This is a genomic window from Imperialibacter roseus, assembly GCF_032999765.1.
GTDB classification, from domain to species: Bacteria; Bacteroidota; Bacteroidia; order Cytophagales; family Cyclobacteriaceae; genus Imperialibacter; species Imperialibacter roseus.
In genome coordinates this window covers 1650626-1664401 of sequence record NZ_CP136051.1, presented here as the reverse complement: position 1 = coordinate 1664401, position 13776 = coordinate 1650626, and the positions used below count along the sequence as shown (strand labels likewise).

11 protein-coding genes and 1 pseudogene are annotated in these 13776 nt (G+C 47.5%); 11 read left to right on the top strand and 1 reads right to left on the bottom strand.

What is annotated here, in order from left to right; genetic code table 11:
- Positions 1–75: 75 nt before the first annotated feature.
- The 11 genes and pseudogenes from pbpC to RT717_RS07170 all read left to right on the top strand — a co-directional run bounded on the left by pbpC (position 76) and on the right by RT717_RS07170 (position 12819).
- Positions 76–2382 carry a penicillin-binding protein 1C gene (gene pbpC, locus RT717_RS07220; protein WP_317491067.1) on the top strand — a complete coding sequence of 769 codons (2307 nt, stop codon included), beginning with the start codon at positions 76–78 and terminating at the stop codon, positions 2380–2382.
- A gap of 98 nt (positions 2383–2480) precedes the next feature.
- A complete protein-coding gene (locus RT717_RS07215; RefSeq protein WP_317491066.1) occupies positions 2481–4874 on the top strand; it encodes an alpha-L-rhamnosidase-related protein in 2394 nt (797 codons plus the stop codon).
- 222 nt (positions 4875–5096) lie between these two features.
- Positions 5097–5933, top strand: coding sequence for a hypothetical protein (locus tag RT717_RS07210; protein ID WP_317491065.1), 837 nt, complete (start codon positions 5097–5099; stop codon positions 5931–5933).
- 384 nt (positions 5934–6317) lie between these two features.
- Positions 6318–6719 (top strand): GreA/GreB family elongation factor, encoded by a 402-nt coding sequence (locus RT717_RS07205; protein ID WP_317491064.1) that lies wholly within the window; start codon positions 6318–6320, stop codon positions 6717–6719.
- Complete coding sequence (locus RT717_RS07200) at positions 6716–7345, top strand: hypothetical protein (protein ID WP_317491063.1); 630 nt, start codon at positions 6716–6718, stop codon at positions 7343–7345. Before RT717_RS07205 ends, RT717_RS07200 begins: the two co-directional genes overlap by 4 nt.
- A 226-nt stretch (positions 7346–7571) precedes the next feature.
- The gene (locus RT717_RS07195; RefSeq protein ID WP_317491062.1) at positions 7572–10190 is read left to right on the top strand and encodes a DUF5686 and carboxypeptidase regulatory-like domain-containing protein; all 2619 of its coding nucleotides are present in this window, start codon (positions 7572–7574) and stop codon (positions 10188–10190) included.
- Positions 10191–10472: 282 nt separating this feature from the next.
- Positions 10473–10628: pseudogene (locus tag RT717_RS07190) on the top strand (DUF4160 domain-containing protein); the annotation flags it as partial.
- Positions 10606–10839, top strand: coding sequence for a DUF2442 domain-containing protein (locus RT717_RS07185; protein ID WP_317491061.1), 234 nt, complete (start codon positions 10606–10608; stop codon positions 10837–10839). The pseudogene RT717_RS07190 and the gene RT717_RS07185, both read left to right, overlap by 23 nt.
- Positions 10840–10880: 41 nt before the next feature.
- Entirely contained in the window at positions 10881–11936 is a 1056-nt protein-coding gene (locus RT717_RS07180) for a YncE family protein (protein WP_317491060.1), read from the top strand.
- Positions 11937–12135: 199 nt separating this feature from the next.
- Positions 12136–12528, top strand: a complete 393-nt coding sequence (locus RT717_RS07175) for a hypothetical protein (RefSeq protein WP_317491059.1) — start codon at positions 12136–12138, stop codon at positions 12526–12528.
- Between the two features lie 102 nt (positions 12529–12630).
- A complete protein-coding gene (locus RT717_RS07170) occupies positions 12631–12819 on the top strand; it encodes a hypothetical protein (RefSeq protein WP_317491058.1) in 189 nt (62 codons plus the stop codon).
- A gap of 13 nt (positions 12820–12832) precedes the next feature.
- Here RT717_RS07170 and RT717_RS07165 read toward each other — a convergent pair whose 3' ends face one another.
- A complete protein-coding gene (locus RT717_RS07165) occupies positions 12833–13711 on the bottom strand; it encodes a phytanoyl-CoA dioxygenase family protein (RefSeq protein ID WP_317491057.1) in 879 nt (292 codons plus the stop codon).
- Between the last annotated feature and the right edge of the window lie 65 nt (positions 13712–13776).

The following is a 13776-nucleotide window of genomic DNA, read 5'->3' as shown; positions in this document are numbered from 1 at the left end:
GCTGGTTCAGTCCTCTTAAATTTATTCCAAAGGAAGTGGTTCAAATGGATGGTGGTCTTGTTTGCCCTTCCTTTAATGCTCATCCTGTTTTACCCCCTGCCATCTCCCCTTTTTCCTAAGAAATACGCCACACTTCTTCAATCTTCCGATGGACAGTTGCTGGGAGCCCGCATCTCCTCTGACGGACAATGGCGCTTCCCCCCGGCTGATTCGGTGCCACAAAAGTTCAAAGCAGCCATTCTCCTTTTCGAAGATGAGTACTTTCACTACCATCCGGGGATCAATCCTGTATCACTTGGCAGGGCATTTTGGCAAAACATTCGGTCTGGAAAAATAGTAAGCGGCGGCAGCACATTGACCATGCAAACAGTAAGAATGGCCCTGGAAAACCAGGAGAGAACCTATCGGCAAAAGCTCTGGGAACTCCTGCTTTCCATCAAGCTGGAGCTCTTTTATTCAAAAGAAGAAATACTACGGTTGTATACTTACCACGCACCTTTTGGCGGCAATGTCGTCGGGCTCTCGGCAGCATCCTGGCGGTATTTCGGTCGCCCGCCCTATCAGCTTTCATGGGCAGAAACTGCAGCGCTGGCAGTACTGCCTAACAGCCCCTCTTCAGTATTTCCAGGAAAAAATGAAATCACCTTCAGACACAAAAGAGATGCCCTTTTAGATAAACTCAGCGCAAAAGGCTACCTCACCAGCGACGAGGCCCTGCTGGCAAAAGCTGAACCTCTGCCCGGTAAAGTAAAGCCCCTGCCCAACGATGCTTTCCACCTTTTGCAACGAGCTGAAAAAGATGGTCTGGTCGGTACCATTGTGCAATCAACGCTGGACTTTGCTTTGCAACGGCAGGTGAAAGAAAAAACGGATCGCTATTCAGAGCAACTGGCCTACAATGAAATCCACAACGCCGCTGCCATTGTTATCGATATTGCTTCAGGGGAAACGCTCGCCTACGTAGGTAATTCCTTTCCCAATGGTGACGAAACCAATAACCATGGCCAGTTTGTGGACGTGATCACCGCCCACAGAAGTCCCGGAAGCCTGCTAAAGCCATTTCTGTATGCCGCAGCGCTGGATGATGGCATTCTCTTACCAAAGGAGCTACTGCCTGACATCCCTCTCTTCTATCGGGGTTTTGCTCCGCAAAACTTCGACAAAAAATACAGGGGAGCCGTTGCAGCTGATGAGGCGCTTGCCAGCAGCCTCAACGTGCCTTTCGTTTTTCTCTTACGGGAATATGGCTATGAAAAGCTGCACCAGAAGCTCCGGCAAATAGGCATGCAGTCGTTGGATAGGCCCGCCAATCACTATGGCCTCTCGCTTATTCTTGGCGGAGCTGAATCAACACTTTGGGAACTGTCAGGCATGTTTGCTGGCATGGCGAGAGCGCTGAACAACTTTCAGGATCGCCCTTACAACAGAGGCTATTCAACTGCGGACTACAGACCAAACACCTACCTTCCACTAAAAACAACCGAACAAGAAAGTGACCTGGAAGCGAATGGCCTGCTGGCAGCACCCTCCATACTTTATGCCTTCCAGGCCATGCAGCAGCTAAGGCGTCCTGAAGAAATGTCTGGTGCAGAAATGTATGGCTCGTACCGCCCCATTGCCTGGAAAACCGGTACCAGCCACGGCTTTCGTGATGCCTGGGCCATCGGTCTCAACGACCGTTATGTGGTAGGTGTTTGGGTAGGCAACGCCGACAATGAAGGCCGGCCAGGGCTAACGGGCATTCGCTCGGCCTCACCACTGATGTTCAGCATATTCGAACTGCTGGGTGGCGATGCCACCTTCGATGAGCCGTTCGGAAAGCCGGTCAGCATCTGCAAAGAAAGCGGACTTTTGGCAACCGAGTATTGTACGGAAACCACTGACACCAATTTACCTGACTATATGCTTCAGGGAAAACGATGCACCTACCATCATCTTCTCCACCTGGATCAGGCTGAAAAACACCAGGTAAGCAGCGCTTGCTATGCTGTTGACAAGATGCTAAGCAGGCGCTGGTTTGTGTTGCCAGCAGTGCAGGCATGGTACTACAAGCAGTACCACTCCAACTACAAGGAACCGCCTCCATTTTTACCCGCTTGTGGCGAACAAAATGCTAATGGCTTCATGGAATTAATTTACCCAAGGGAGTTCACCAAAGTATATGTGCCAGTTGAGCAGGATGGCAAACCAGGCCTGGCCATATTTGAAGCGGCACACCGCAATCCGGCTTCTACCATCTACTGGCACCTGGATGAAGCCTACGTTGGCTCAACGAATTTCATTCATCAAATGGGTTTTCATCCGGAACCTGGCCCACACATGCTTACCCTTGTGGATGACGAGGGGAATGAATTGAAACAGGCGTTTGAGGTATTACAATAAACTCAAACCCGCATCAGTTTTCAGGACAGCCATCGCTTTGCCTTTGCATGCAAGTAGCTTAATCAATACTTTTAACTACTTAAAAACATACTTCTCTGATGAAACAACTCCTTTGCCTTTTGTGGATCTCTCTGGCTTTTGCGTCTTGTGACACCGCCATCAGACCAACCAGCCTTTTGCTAAGCCTCGACAGCGTAGAGCATATCAGTGGCAAGCCGGAGTACCTGGGCAGCCCATTTGTAACTGCCGGCGACCGGGTTTACATGATTGGCCATCAGGATGGTAGTTTTCCTGATCTTGGCTGGCATGTTGAAGGAGAAATGGGCGGCATCTGGGACCATCCGATTAAATTAATGGATGGATTTTCGCTGAATATCAAGGAAGTAACCGGAAAGGAAGCCTATTGCCTCGACAAGGCCGATGAATTCATTAACTACCCTTTTGCCAACAAACACATTTTTCGTAAAGGCGATTTACTGATACAAAGAACGCAATTTGTACCTGACGATGGCATGGAAGGACTGGTTGTAGAATATGCCATTACCAATGAGAGTGAAAATGAAAAAGAGCTCGAGCTTGCCTTCACGGGCATGGTCGACCTAAGGCCCGTTTGGTTGGCTGAAAGAAAGAATATTGAGGACGCCAGAGACACCCTCTTCCTGCAGGAACTTTCCGAAACATATTTAGGAAAAGACCTCAACAACGACTGGTATACAATATTTGGCAGCAGCGAATCTGTGGTCGGATACAGAATAGATGAAAGCCCCTGCCCTCAGGGAAGAAAGGGGCTGGGCACCGACGGCACCATTGTTTCGAGGGTGACCATACAGCCTGACGAAACCTACCCGGTTCAGTACTACATCGCTGGCTCGTACACGTCAGCCGATGAAGCCCACGCCACCTATGATCAGCTCAAAGGTACAGCATCGGTGGCTCTGAAGAACAAAATGAAGCGGTACGACCAAATAGCCCAGGCATCATCTATATCCATTCCTGACAAAGACATCGAAACCATGTACCGCTGGGTAAAGTACAACACGGCCTGGCTGATCAGGGATGTGCCCGAAATAGGGAGAGGTGTTTCCGCCGGCTTGCCCGACTATCCGTGGTGGTTTGGTGCCGACAATTGCTACACGCTTCAAGGCATGCTGGCCACGGGCTCACCGGCTGAAGTGAACGCCACCATCAACCTGATCGAAAAGCTATCAATGGAGTTAAACGGCAATGGCCGAATCATTCATGAAACATCGACCAATGCCGAAACCTACAATCCAGGCAACCTTAACGAAACACCGCAATTTATTTCCCTTCTCTGGACTTTCTACCAATGGACCGGGCACAAGGAAACACTCGAAAAATACTACCCGGAAGTAAAGAAAGGCATCAGCTGGATTGAAGCACAGGACAAAGATGGCAACGGCTATCCTGACGGCCCCGGCATGATGGAGATCCATGGACTGCATAGCGAGATGGTGGATGTGGTGGTGTATACCCAACAAGCATACGAGGCTGCAGCGCAAATGGCCATAGAAATGGGCGAACCAAATCTTGGCGCTGAATACCAAAAGAAGGCTGATGCACTAAAAAAGAAAATTAATAGCGAATGGTGGGTAGAAAGTGCCCAATCGTTCGCTGACTTCCGCTCCACAAAGGCACAAGCGCTGGAGTTGATCGATGCGGCCATCGTACGGGCCGACACCATCAACAAGCCCTGGTCGATCAAAGAGCTGGAGCAAACAAAAAAAGAGCTGACCTCCAAAGCAACAGCTAACACCAGCGGCTACGTGGTTCACCACAACTGGGTCGTTAACACGCCGACTGAAATGGGCATTGCCGATCCTGAAAAGGCTGACAAGGCTTTGGCTACTGCCAGAAAGTACAGCAACCGTTTCGGCATGTACGTGACGGGCATGGACAGAGATGAAGCCAGCGATGCCTCCAGCAAATGGAAGTCGTTCAGCTATGTGGGTGCCGTGATGACACTACCAACAGGCGTGCAGGCCATATCAGAGGCAAGATACGGGCATCCCGACGAGGCGCTTGGCTACCTGAAAAAACTGCACAACTCATTTAGCTACGCCCTGCCTGGCTCCATGTACGAAGTGAGCCCTGATTATGGCATGATTGTGCAGGCATGGAATATCTATGCGGTGGCGGTACCTGTTGTTAACTACTTCTTCGGGATTCAGCCCGAAGCCCACAAAAAGCAGGTAACGATAGCACCCGACATGCCCGAGGGCTGGGACAATGTTTCCATCAGCAATGTGTTGGTGGGCGACAACAATATTAGCTTCACAAAAAGCTCGAAAGACAGCCTGGTCACCTATCAGATAACACAACGAAATCCTGACTGGACAGTATTATTAAAACTGCCGAGCCAGGCAACTTCAACAGTTTTAATCAACGGAAAAGTGGCTTCCTCAACGGAAAAGAATAACTATGTCACTATCACCCTGACAGGGCCGGACAATATCGTATCTATTCAGCAATAACAAGCCAACCAAATCAGGCGATTCATCGTTTTACTGAATTGGAAAAATTGCATACCTTCGGCGCTGCTTTTAGCTACCACTGTTTAAACTGAAATAAGCTTATTTGTTACTCTTCTTTATTGATCAAATCATTCCAAATTGACAGCCCCACATCTCTGCACTACGAGCATTTTTTATTTACTGGTCTTTCATTCTAACCTACCCCTTCTCTTCAATTAAAAAATGAAGCATATCATTCTGATTGGCTGCTTTGTAGCGGTTTCTTTCAATGGACTCTCCCAATCCTTTTTCAGCAACACACAGGAAAGCCACCAGGGAAAAATATTCCTCTATTGGGGATGGAACAGAGGTTGGTACTCCAAATCCGATATTAGTTTCGCAGGTGACAACTACAACTTCAGGCTGGACAGGGTAGTGGCCAAAGACAGGCAAACCCATTTTGATCCGTCCATTTACCTTAACCCAGGAAGGGCCACCATTCCGCAGTATGACTTTCGAATTGGCTACTATTTCAAGAAAAACCTAAGCCTCTCTTTTGGCTTCGACCATATGAAATACGTGGTTCAACAGGGCCAGCATGTGAAGCTATCAGGCCACATAGCGGAAACGGGCACACCATACGATGGTTCTTACTCCCACAGCGATGTGGTGATCCAACCTGGCTTTTTGCAACTGGAGCATACCAACGGCCTCAACTACCTTAACCTTGAGCTGCGGCACCTGAATGAAATCGCCGACTTCAATAAAGTAAAAATCAACCTGGTGGAAGGCGTTGGAGCAGGAGGCCTCTATCCCAAAACTGACGCCACGGTGCTGGGCTACGACAGAAACGACGAGTGGCACTGGTCGGGCTTTGGTATTGACGCACTGGTTGGAGTGAACGTTGAATTTTTCAAATACTTCTTTGTACAGTCTGAAATAAAGGGGGGATTCATCGATATGCCCGACATCAGGATCACTTCCGTCAAATCAGATCAGGGGAAACAGCACTTTTTCTTCTCACAACTCAATGTCGTTTTCGGAGCGAACATTAACCTTTTGACAAAGGGTAAGGATTAAGCAAACAAAAAACCGTCCTCCCCTACCGATTATATAGAAATTTGCTTGGCAAACCATTTTAAGTTGTATCTTGTTAATATCAAAAGACTACAACGTGCACAAGCCAAAGAACATACCCACATTGCCTTTTTCGCCAGATGGCGGAATGGATAGTTGTGTGTTGCTTTGTACGCACAACAAAGCCTTTGTAAAATAGGCCTCCCATTTCATCAAAGAAATAAGGAGGCCCGTAGTACTGTTCCTGCAGACTTGTTGCTCTAACCACACGGAGCACGTTATACAACCTACCTAGCATTTCACTTTCTGGCATAATACCACCAGACGGATGCCTTGTTCACCATGGCATTCGCCTTGTGTCATGTTCAACTTAGATACGATATAACGATGAACCCAATCATAACAAAAGCAGACCACAATACGATTAAATCCCTGATAGCTAATCTGCCCGATCATTTAAAGACGGCTGAAATACGGCAACTCACAAATGAGCTTAACCGTGCTCAGGTTGTCGCCGACGACAAAATACCGAAAGATGTTATCCAGTTAAACTCCTATTTTGAAATTGAGGAGATCAATTCAAAACAACAGATCAACTTCACAGTCACGCTTCCGAACAAAGCAAATATTGCCGAGAAAAGGGTATCCATACTGTCGCCACTTGGCATTGCGCTGATCGGCTTCAGGAAAGGCATGACTGTTCAGTGGACGCTACCTGGCGGCCCAAAAAAACTCAAGATTTTGAAAGTTGAACAAGCCATAGAAGAGGCGAAAATTCAAACGCTATGAAATGGACATACAGCATTAGTAACAAAACAGCAGCAGCAGCGCTACTCCTAACGGTTTTTTTGATTGTGCTACTCAATAACCTCAAGGAAAGAAAAAACTCGGTGAAAATCAGCGAAACGATCCATTCAATATTTCAAGACCGGTTGGTGGTGGAGAGTTACATTTTTCAGCACGCTGAACACCTCCACAAAATCGAGGGGGTCATTGATTCCGAGAACACTGAACATGCTGACAAACAACAGCAGGTGGCCGCCGTGTTCCGGCAAATAATGGAATTGAATGAATCGTACGTGAAAACTGTGCTTACTGAGGAAGAAGAAAGGGTCTTCGGCCGGTTCAACGGCCTTTGCCAGAAAATCGGTGCGAAGGCAGAACAGGGCGACTTGGCGGCTGCAAAGGCACACGCAAAGGAGGCGGCGTTGTCCCTGAAAACACTTTCTTCCATACAAGTAACCGAGGGGGCATCGCTAATGACAGACGCTAAAGCAATGTTTAGCGCAAGCACTTTGTCATCCCAATTGGAAAGCGCTATTCTACTTGTCATTGGGCTGATCATTCAGGCGCTGATTTTTGCCTCTAATTCCCTCAAAGTCAATGGGCACCCTCAAAACTCAATACTCAATTGAGCGACTCAGCACAGGAAGTCCATTTGTCCAAATGATGGACTTCCTGAAAAAAATACTTCTTTCACTGCCCCATTCATTTTCCCTAAAAGGTCATTTTCCCTTCTTTTCCACCACCTTTAGCCTGTTGCACCTGCGGAAAAAATTTAATATTGTAATTACTTACGCAACCCCAACACTGATTATTACATCTAGGCTATAAGGTCAATCAAAAACTCAATTTTTTTAGATGCGTTATTTCTACTCTTTATCCCTGCTACTGCTGGTGTCATTCACCGCTTTAGCGCAAAATTCCGGCATTAAAGGCAAAGTACTTGGAGAGAACAATGAGCCTCTCCCCTTCGCCACTATCTTCATTCGCAACATCAACACAGGCACTACCTCCAACGTGGAAGGTGACTATGAGGTAAGGCTGGCTCCCGGTAAATATGACGTGGTGTTCCAGTACATTGGCTACGAATCGAACGTGCATTTCTTTGAAGTGACTACCGGCTTCGAAACATACAACCTCACCCTTAAGCCCAGAATATTCCTTCTCAAAGAGGTGGAAGTACGCAGCGGCAAAGAAGACCCTGCCTACACCATCATGAGAAAGGCCATCGGCAAGGCCAGCTTCCATGCCAACCAGCTCGATGCCTACGATGCCAAAGTATACATGAAAGGATCTGGCCGACTGCTCGACTCGCCATTTTTCCTCCGCAACAAAATAGCGGAAGAAGGCATTGACAGCACCACCGCCTTTACTTCTGAATCGGTGAGCGAACTGCACTACCAGCGTCCCAATACCTATTCTCAAAAGGTCGTAGCTGTTTTTTCGCAGGGTGACGACAACGGCACAGGCCCTGGTGAGTTTCTCACGGCCAGTTTCTACGAGCCAAAAGTTGTGGATGCCATTTCTCCGCTTTCACCCAAAGCATTTGCCTACTATCGTTTTACTTACGACGGCTATTTCCGTGAAGGAGGCTACGTTATCAATAAAATCCTGGTCACGCCCCGCAGCAAAGGAGACGACATTTTTGAGGGGACAATCTACATCGTTGACGACCTCTGGAGCATCCACAGCCTCGACCTTACCATGTATAAGCTGGGGATCAAATTCAACATTGAGCAGGTATACAATCCGATCGAGGACAAAGCCTGGCTCCCGGTAAGTCATAAGTTTGTCATCAACGGCTCTTTTTTCGGGTTCGACTTCCAGTACAACTACCTGGCCACACTCAGCGAATACAAAATCACCCTCAACCCCGACCTCGACATTCCGGTAACGGTGATCGACGAAAAAATAGATAAAGAGGCTGCCGCTGAAGTGAAGCAAAAGACGAAAGGCCAGGAAACACTGGAAAAGCTGGCTCAGAACAAGGAAGTGACCAGAAAAGACCTGCGCAAATTGGTGAAGGAATACGAAAAGGAAGAAATGGAAGATCTTGAGTTTCCTGAGATTGTTTCTAATATCTCCATAAAACGAGACTCCACCACAAGCTACAACAACGACTCCACCTTCTGGACAAGCATGAGACCTGTGCCACTTACTGCCTATGAGATCAGGGGGTATACGAAGATAGACAGCCTCGACAAAGCGGAAGAAGCCGAGTACAAATCAGACACCACGAAAAAAGGAAAAAACAGAAGAGACAGAAAAGTAAGGCTCGGTGATCCAATTTTTGGAAGCTCCTACAAGCTGGGGAAAAAGGGTCGCCTTAACATCGAGTCTCCACTACAAACCATCGGCTTCAATACAGTAGAAGGTTTTAATTTCTTTTACGACATCAACTACTCACGACGGTTTGAAAATGGCAATAAACTCCAGTTCGGCCCTGTGTTGCGCTATTCTTTTGCCAGAGAAAAGCTCCTACCGAAAGGTTATGTAGATTTCCAATACGGGGAAAGCGGCACAAGAGGCAGCGCCCGGCTGGAGGCAGGCAGTTATGTGCAGCAGTTAAGTGCCCTTGAGCCCATCCACCCCTATATCAACACTGCCTACGCCCTGCTTTTGAAGGAAAGCTATTTAAAACTATATGAAAAGGATTTTGTAAGGCTGGAAAACGAAAAACGATATAACGACAAATTCTCGGCGAAGGGCAGCGTTGAGTATGCGCAGAGAAGAAGCCTGGCCAACAATTCAGACTACACTTTTTTCAAACACCCCGGAAAAGAATATACAGCCAACAACCCTCTCAATGCCAATACAGAAATAACAGGCTTCTTTGAGCACCAGGCACTGATATTTAACATTTCAGGGGAGTACAAACCATGGCTGAAGTACAGAATGAAGAACGGATCGAAAGAGGAGATCAGGAAGTCGACGCCCACCTTCACTCTTGAGTACAGGAAAGGCATGCCATGGGCTGAAAGTGATGTTAACTACGACCTGTTGGACGTAGGGGTGAAACACAGTTTCGAGTGGGGCATCCGTTCCAAGCTGGACGTTCGGGTGAATGCCGGGAAGTTTCTTAATGACAAGGCCATTTACTTTCCGGACTTTAAGCATTTCCCCGGCAACCAGACATTGTTCGCTACCCTCGATCCTGTGGAGAACTTTCGTTTGCTCGACTACTATTACTACAGCACCAACGATGAATACATAACAGCCTTTGTGCATAATCAATGGCGCAAGCTGGTGGTGACGCAACTGGCCTTTGTGCGGATGATGGGCATCAAAGAAAACATGTTTATCAACTACCTCGGCACACCCAATTCCAACAACTATACAGAAGTGGGCTACGGCCTCGACTATATCATGAGGGTTTTCAGGCTGGAGGCCATTGCGGCTTTTGAAGATGGCCAATATAAAAATTTCGGAGTGAGAATCGGCATTGCTACGAACCTTGAGGACTTGTTTGATTTCTGAAGTTAATGGTGCTCATTATGGAGAGCTGGTCAACATACTTCAAAAGTCTTATATTTATGAAGCATTAGCATTATGTCAGATGCCGACAATTTTAAGACACAAAGGTTATCGATTCTTCTTTTATGCAAATGATCATACCCCAATGCATATTCATGTGTATATAATTGCCTTTTAGTGGTCACATGGAATGTCTTGGTACCCTAATGCTCCACGAAGCCTCTATTTTGCGCTTATATCCATGCTCGGTAGGCATAGCAGCCTTTATGGACATTTCATGTTGAAAAAGGTGACGGCACAGCAAAATTTAACCTTGAGCCAATTGAACTCGTTAAATCGAAAAGATTCAACGCCGCTGAAATCAATGAGATTCGTAAATTAGTGACTGGGAATTTGGAACTGTTTAAGAACAAATGGGATGAGTATTTTAACAAGCTATAAATCCAGTAATGCAGTTGATATTTGGTTTGATGACTTAAAAATGTTTGTCAGATTAGATGATGGCCGTGAAGTTGCCATACCGCTCGATTGGTTCCCAAATCTTAGAGAAGCAACAGAAAAACAAAGGAACAACTGGAGATTGATTGGAGGTGGAGAAGAGATACATTGGGAAGATTTAGATGAAGATATTCTTGTAGAAGGTTTACTCTGAAACTCACCGTTTTAATAAGAACCAACGCAAACAACACCTACATGCTGCGCCACCTACTTTTAGGATTTACCATTTTTACCGCACTACACTGTCAGGCCCAAGTAGAAAGGCTGCTCTATGTGGCCCAGGATCAGGGCTTTGTTTATGTATATGATATCAATAATGGCCATAAGTTTCTAAGGAAATTTGAGGTGCCCGGCACCGGCGAGTTCAAAGGAATAAGCGCCGACCCCATCAGAGGTAAATTGTACCTAAGCTCCTATGTCGGTGATCAGTTCGTATGCGTAGACCTGAAAACAGAAAAAGTAGACTGGTCTATCCCCATCATCGGCTACCCCGACAGTCAGGCGATTACCCCCGATGGCAAATACATCTATCTGCCCAAAAGGCACGGCGGCGGCTGGGACGTTATTGATGCTGATCAACATAAGATAGTGGCCTATATCAAGGTACCTTTCGGCAACCCTCACAACACCTGGGCCAGCCTCGACGGGACGAAAATGTACCTCGCTGCTATGGGGAATGAGAACCTGTATGTAGCTGATGTAAAGACGAACAAAATAATCAAAACCGTTGGCCCATTTGAGGCCAATCAGGAAGATCCCTGGAGCTGGACGCAGAAAAAACACAATGGTCCTAAGGGCATCCGTCCTTTTGCTGTGTCAAAAGATGACAAGTACTGCTATATCAACCTGGATGGAGTGCTGGGCTACGAGGTAGGTGACATAAGTACAGGAAAGAGGTTGGGACGTGTAGAAGTAGGTGACTTCGAAAGCATCAGAGGAAACCACCTTACCACCAGCCACGGTGTCAATATCACACCCGATCAAAAAGAAATTTGGGTGTCGAATGACGCTGGCCCTTATGTGCACATCTTCGACTGTACGGTATGGCCTCACAAGCGAATCGCCGACATTAAGCTTAACAAAAAGAACGGCTGGATTTCTTTCAGCATCGATGGAAAATACGGCTATCCTTCGTCAGGCGACGTGATTGACACCAAAACCAGGAAGATAGTGGCCGAGCTAATAGAAAGCGAAAAGCTGGTCGAAGTGCAGTTCGAAAATGGCAAGGCCGTCAGAGCAAGTGCCAGGTGAGGTAGTTGGGGCAAACGCATTCAAGTCCAACCCTCCAAGGGTTTATCCCTTTCGGGGCAGCAAGCTGTCATGTCTCCAGGGAAAGCTAGTCGGGAGCCCTTGGAGGGTTACGCTATGAAGCCTTCTTGTATGCATTCGCCCAGGTAAGGTTATCGAAAACAGCAACACTTTCACAAAAGCGGCGTATATTTATCGCTATATGATGGCTTCAGTCCGGCATCTATTCAAAAAAGGCACCGAAAATACGCTCCTGCTACTGTGTGTGGCGGCAGCTATATTGGGGTTTTCGGGTATTGAAGCGGCCACCCCTACCAGGCCATTTACCCCGGTAACCAGTGAGGTTGCTTATAGCCCTGTATCTGTTACTCATCGATCGTTTTCTTACGCCAGGGCTATTTTAGACCTCCGAAGCAGTGCCTCTACTGACTTTAAAAGCCAGCGCACTCTCCTAAACATCGCCACTCTCCTGCATGAGAGGCTTGCCAGCACTTTGGAGCAAGTAAACGCCCAAGCACCGCTGGTATGTTTAGCGGCGGTTGTCAAGAAGCACCTTCCTCCTTCTACCGACGAAGACTCCTCTATTCACTCCTGAGAGCCTCCTCTCAGCGCAGGCCCATATCGGGCCATCCATTCCCTTCATTTACCCAGCGTATGTAGGCTTAAAAACCCTGCATCCCTTATTGTCATTCGTAAAATGAAAAAATTCAAAAAATACATGCGAACAGCAGGGTTGATGCTGTTCATTTTGCTCAGCGGATTTGGCATGGGCATCGATCCCAATATTTTCAAACCGAAAAGGATAGAAAATGAGGAGGGCGTAAAAACCGAACAAGTGGTTAAAAAACAAGAGGACGAAGAGACCCAGCTTCAGGAAGCGAAGTGATTCGCCAGTTTGGCTATCGGGCCTGGTAAAGAAGCGGATAAAACTTCCCCTGCATCTTTTGTCCCCGTGGCACAGCATCGGCCCCTGCAAGCAACGGTGTGTCGGCATCCGATCTTGTGCCGTCTTTAAACACATTGGTGACGTATGCCCTGCGCTGCCTGTCGGTTTTGTTTTCGTAGGATCCATGCACCAGCAAGGGGTGATGGAAAGTGCCATGCCCCATTTTCATTTCAATGGGAATGGGCTTGAATTGACTTTTTTGCTCTGGCGTCAGGTACTGATCAAGGCCATTCATATCGCCGGCAAGGTCAGGCTTATCGAGCAGGCCCCACCTGTGGCTGCCGGGCACATAGTACAAGCAGCCGTTGTCAACATCGGCATCGTCGAGTCCTACCCAGCAAGTGAGGTGCTCCATGGGTTTGGTGCGAGTCCAGTACGAGTAGTCCTGATGCCAGGCCACCACGCCTCCATGTTTGGCTGGTTTGCAAAAAAGCTGGTCATGCCAAAAGCGAACTGACCCACCCAGAAGCTGGCTGGCCGCCATCACAAAAGCGGGGTTCCACAGCACGTCGTGAAAGCCGGGAGCCACCCGCCATGCACCCAGCGCATGGAAAAGAACCTTCGAAGGGTCAGTGGATTCGTTGGAATGGAACTCGTAGAACAGATGGTGGCCGGGGTGGTTAGGGTCTGCAATCTCCTCAAGTTCATTGCGGAGTGATTCTACCTGAATACTGTTGAGTAATTTCACGTTGGCTAAATAACCGTTCTCCTTGAAGAAGGCTACCTGTTCGTCGCTGAGTTTGTATTGTTCCCATTCCTTTTCAGTTTCGGGCCACTCAAACAGCCGACTTACCAATTCATGAACCCCGGCCAAATCTGCAACACTACTCATATACTATAACTTACTAATGCTCATTTAAAAGTACCGCCTTTTCCGACAGTCCTCTACGTCAATTT

What these genes read in the sequence shown, in the direction of transcription:
- pbpC (WP_317491067.1), top strand. Translation starts at nt 76, where the DNA reads ATGCTCATCCTGTTTTACCCCCTGCCATCTCCCCTTTTTCCTAAGAAA.
- RT717_RS07215 (WP_317491066.1), top strand. Translation starts at nt 2,481, where the DNA reads ATGAAACAACTCCTTTGCCTTTTGTGGATCTCTCTGGCTTTTGCGTCT.
- RT717_RS07210 (WP_317491065.1), top strand. Translation starts at nt 5,097, where the DNA reads ATGAAGCATATCATTCTGATTGGCTGCTTTGTAGCGGTTTCTTTCAAT.
- RT717_RS07205 (WP_317491064.1), top strand. Translation starts at nt 6,318, where the DNA reads ATGAACCCAATCATAACAAAAGCAGACCACAATACGATTAAATCCCTG.
- RT717_RS07200 (WP_317491063.1), top strand. Translation starts at nt 6,716, where the DNA reads ATGAAATGGACATACAGCATTAGTAACAAAACAGCAGCAGCAGCGCTA.
- RT717_RS07195 (WP_317491062.1), top strand. Translation starts at nt 7,572, where the DNA reads ATGCGTTATTTCTACTCTTTATCCCTGCTACTGCTGGTGTCATTCACC.
- RT717_RS07185 (WP_317491061.1), top strand. Translation starts at nt 10,606, where the DNA reads ATGAGTATTTTAACAAGCTATAAATCCAGTAATGCAGTTGATATTTGG.
- RT717_RS07180 (WP_317491060.1), top strand. Translation starts at nt 10,881, where the DNA reads ATGCTGCGCCACCTACTTTTAGGATTTACCATTTTTACCGCACTACAC.
- RT717_RS07175 (WP_317491059.1), top strand. Translation starts at nt 12,136, where the DNA reads ATGATGGCTTCAGTCCGGCATCTATTCAAAAAAGGCACCGAAAATACG.
- RT717_RS07170 (WP_317491058.1), top strand. Translation starts at nt 12,631, where the DNA reads ATGAAAAAATTCAAAAAATACATGCGAACAGCAGGGTTGATGCTGTTC.
- RT717_RS07165 (WP_317491057.1), bottom strand. Translation starts at nt 13,711, where the DNA reads ATGAGTAGTGTTGCAGATTTGGCCGGGGTTCATGAATTGGTAAGTCGG.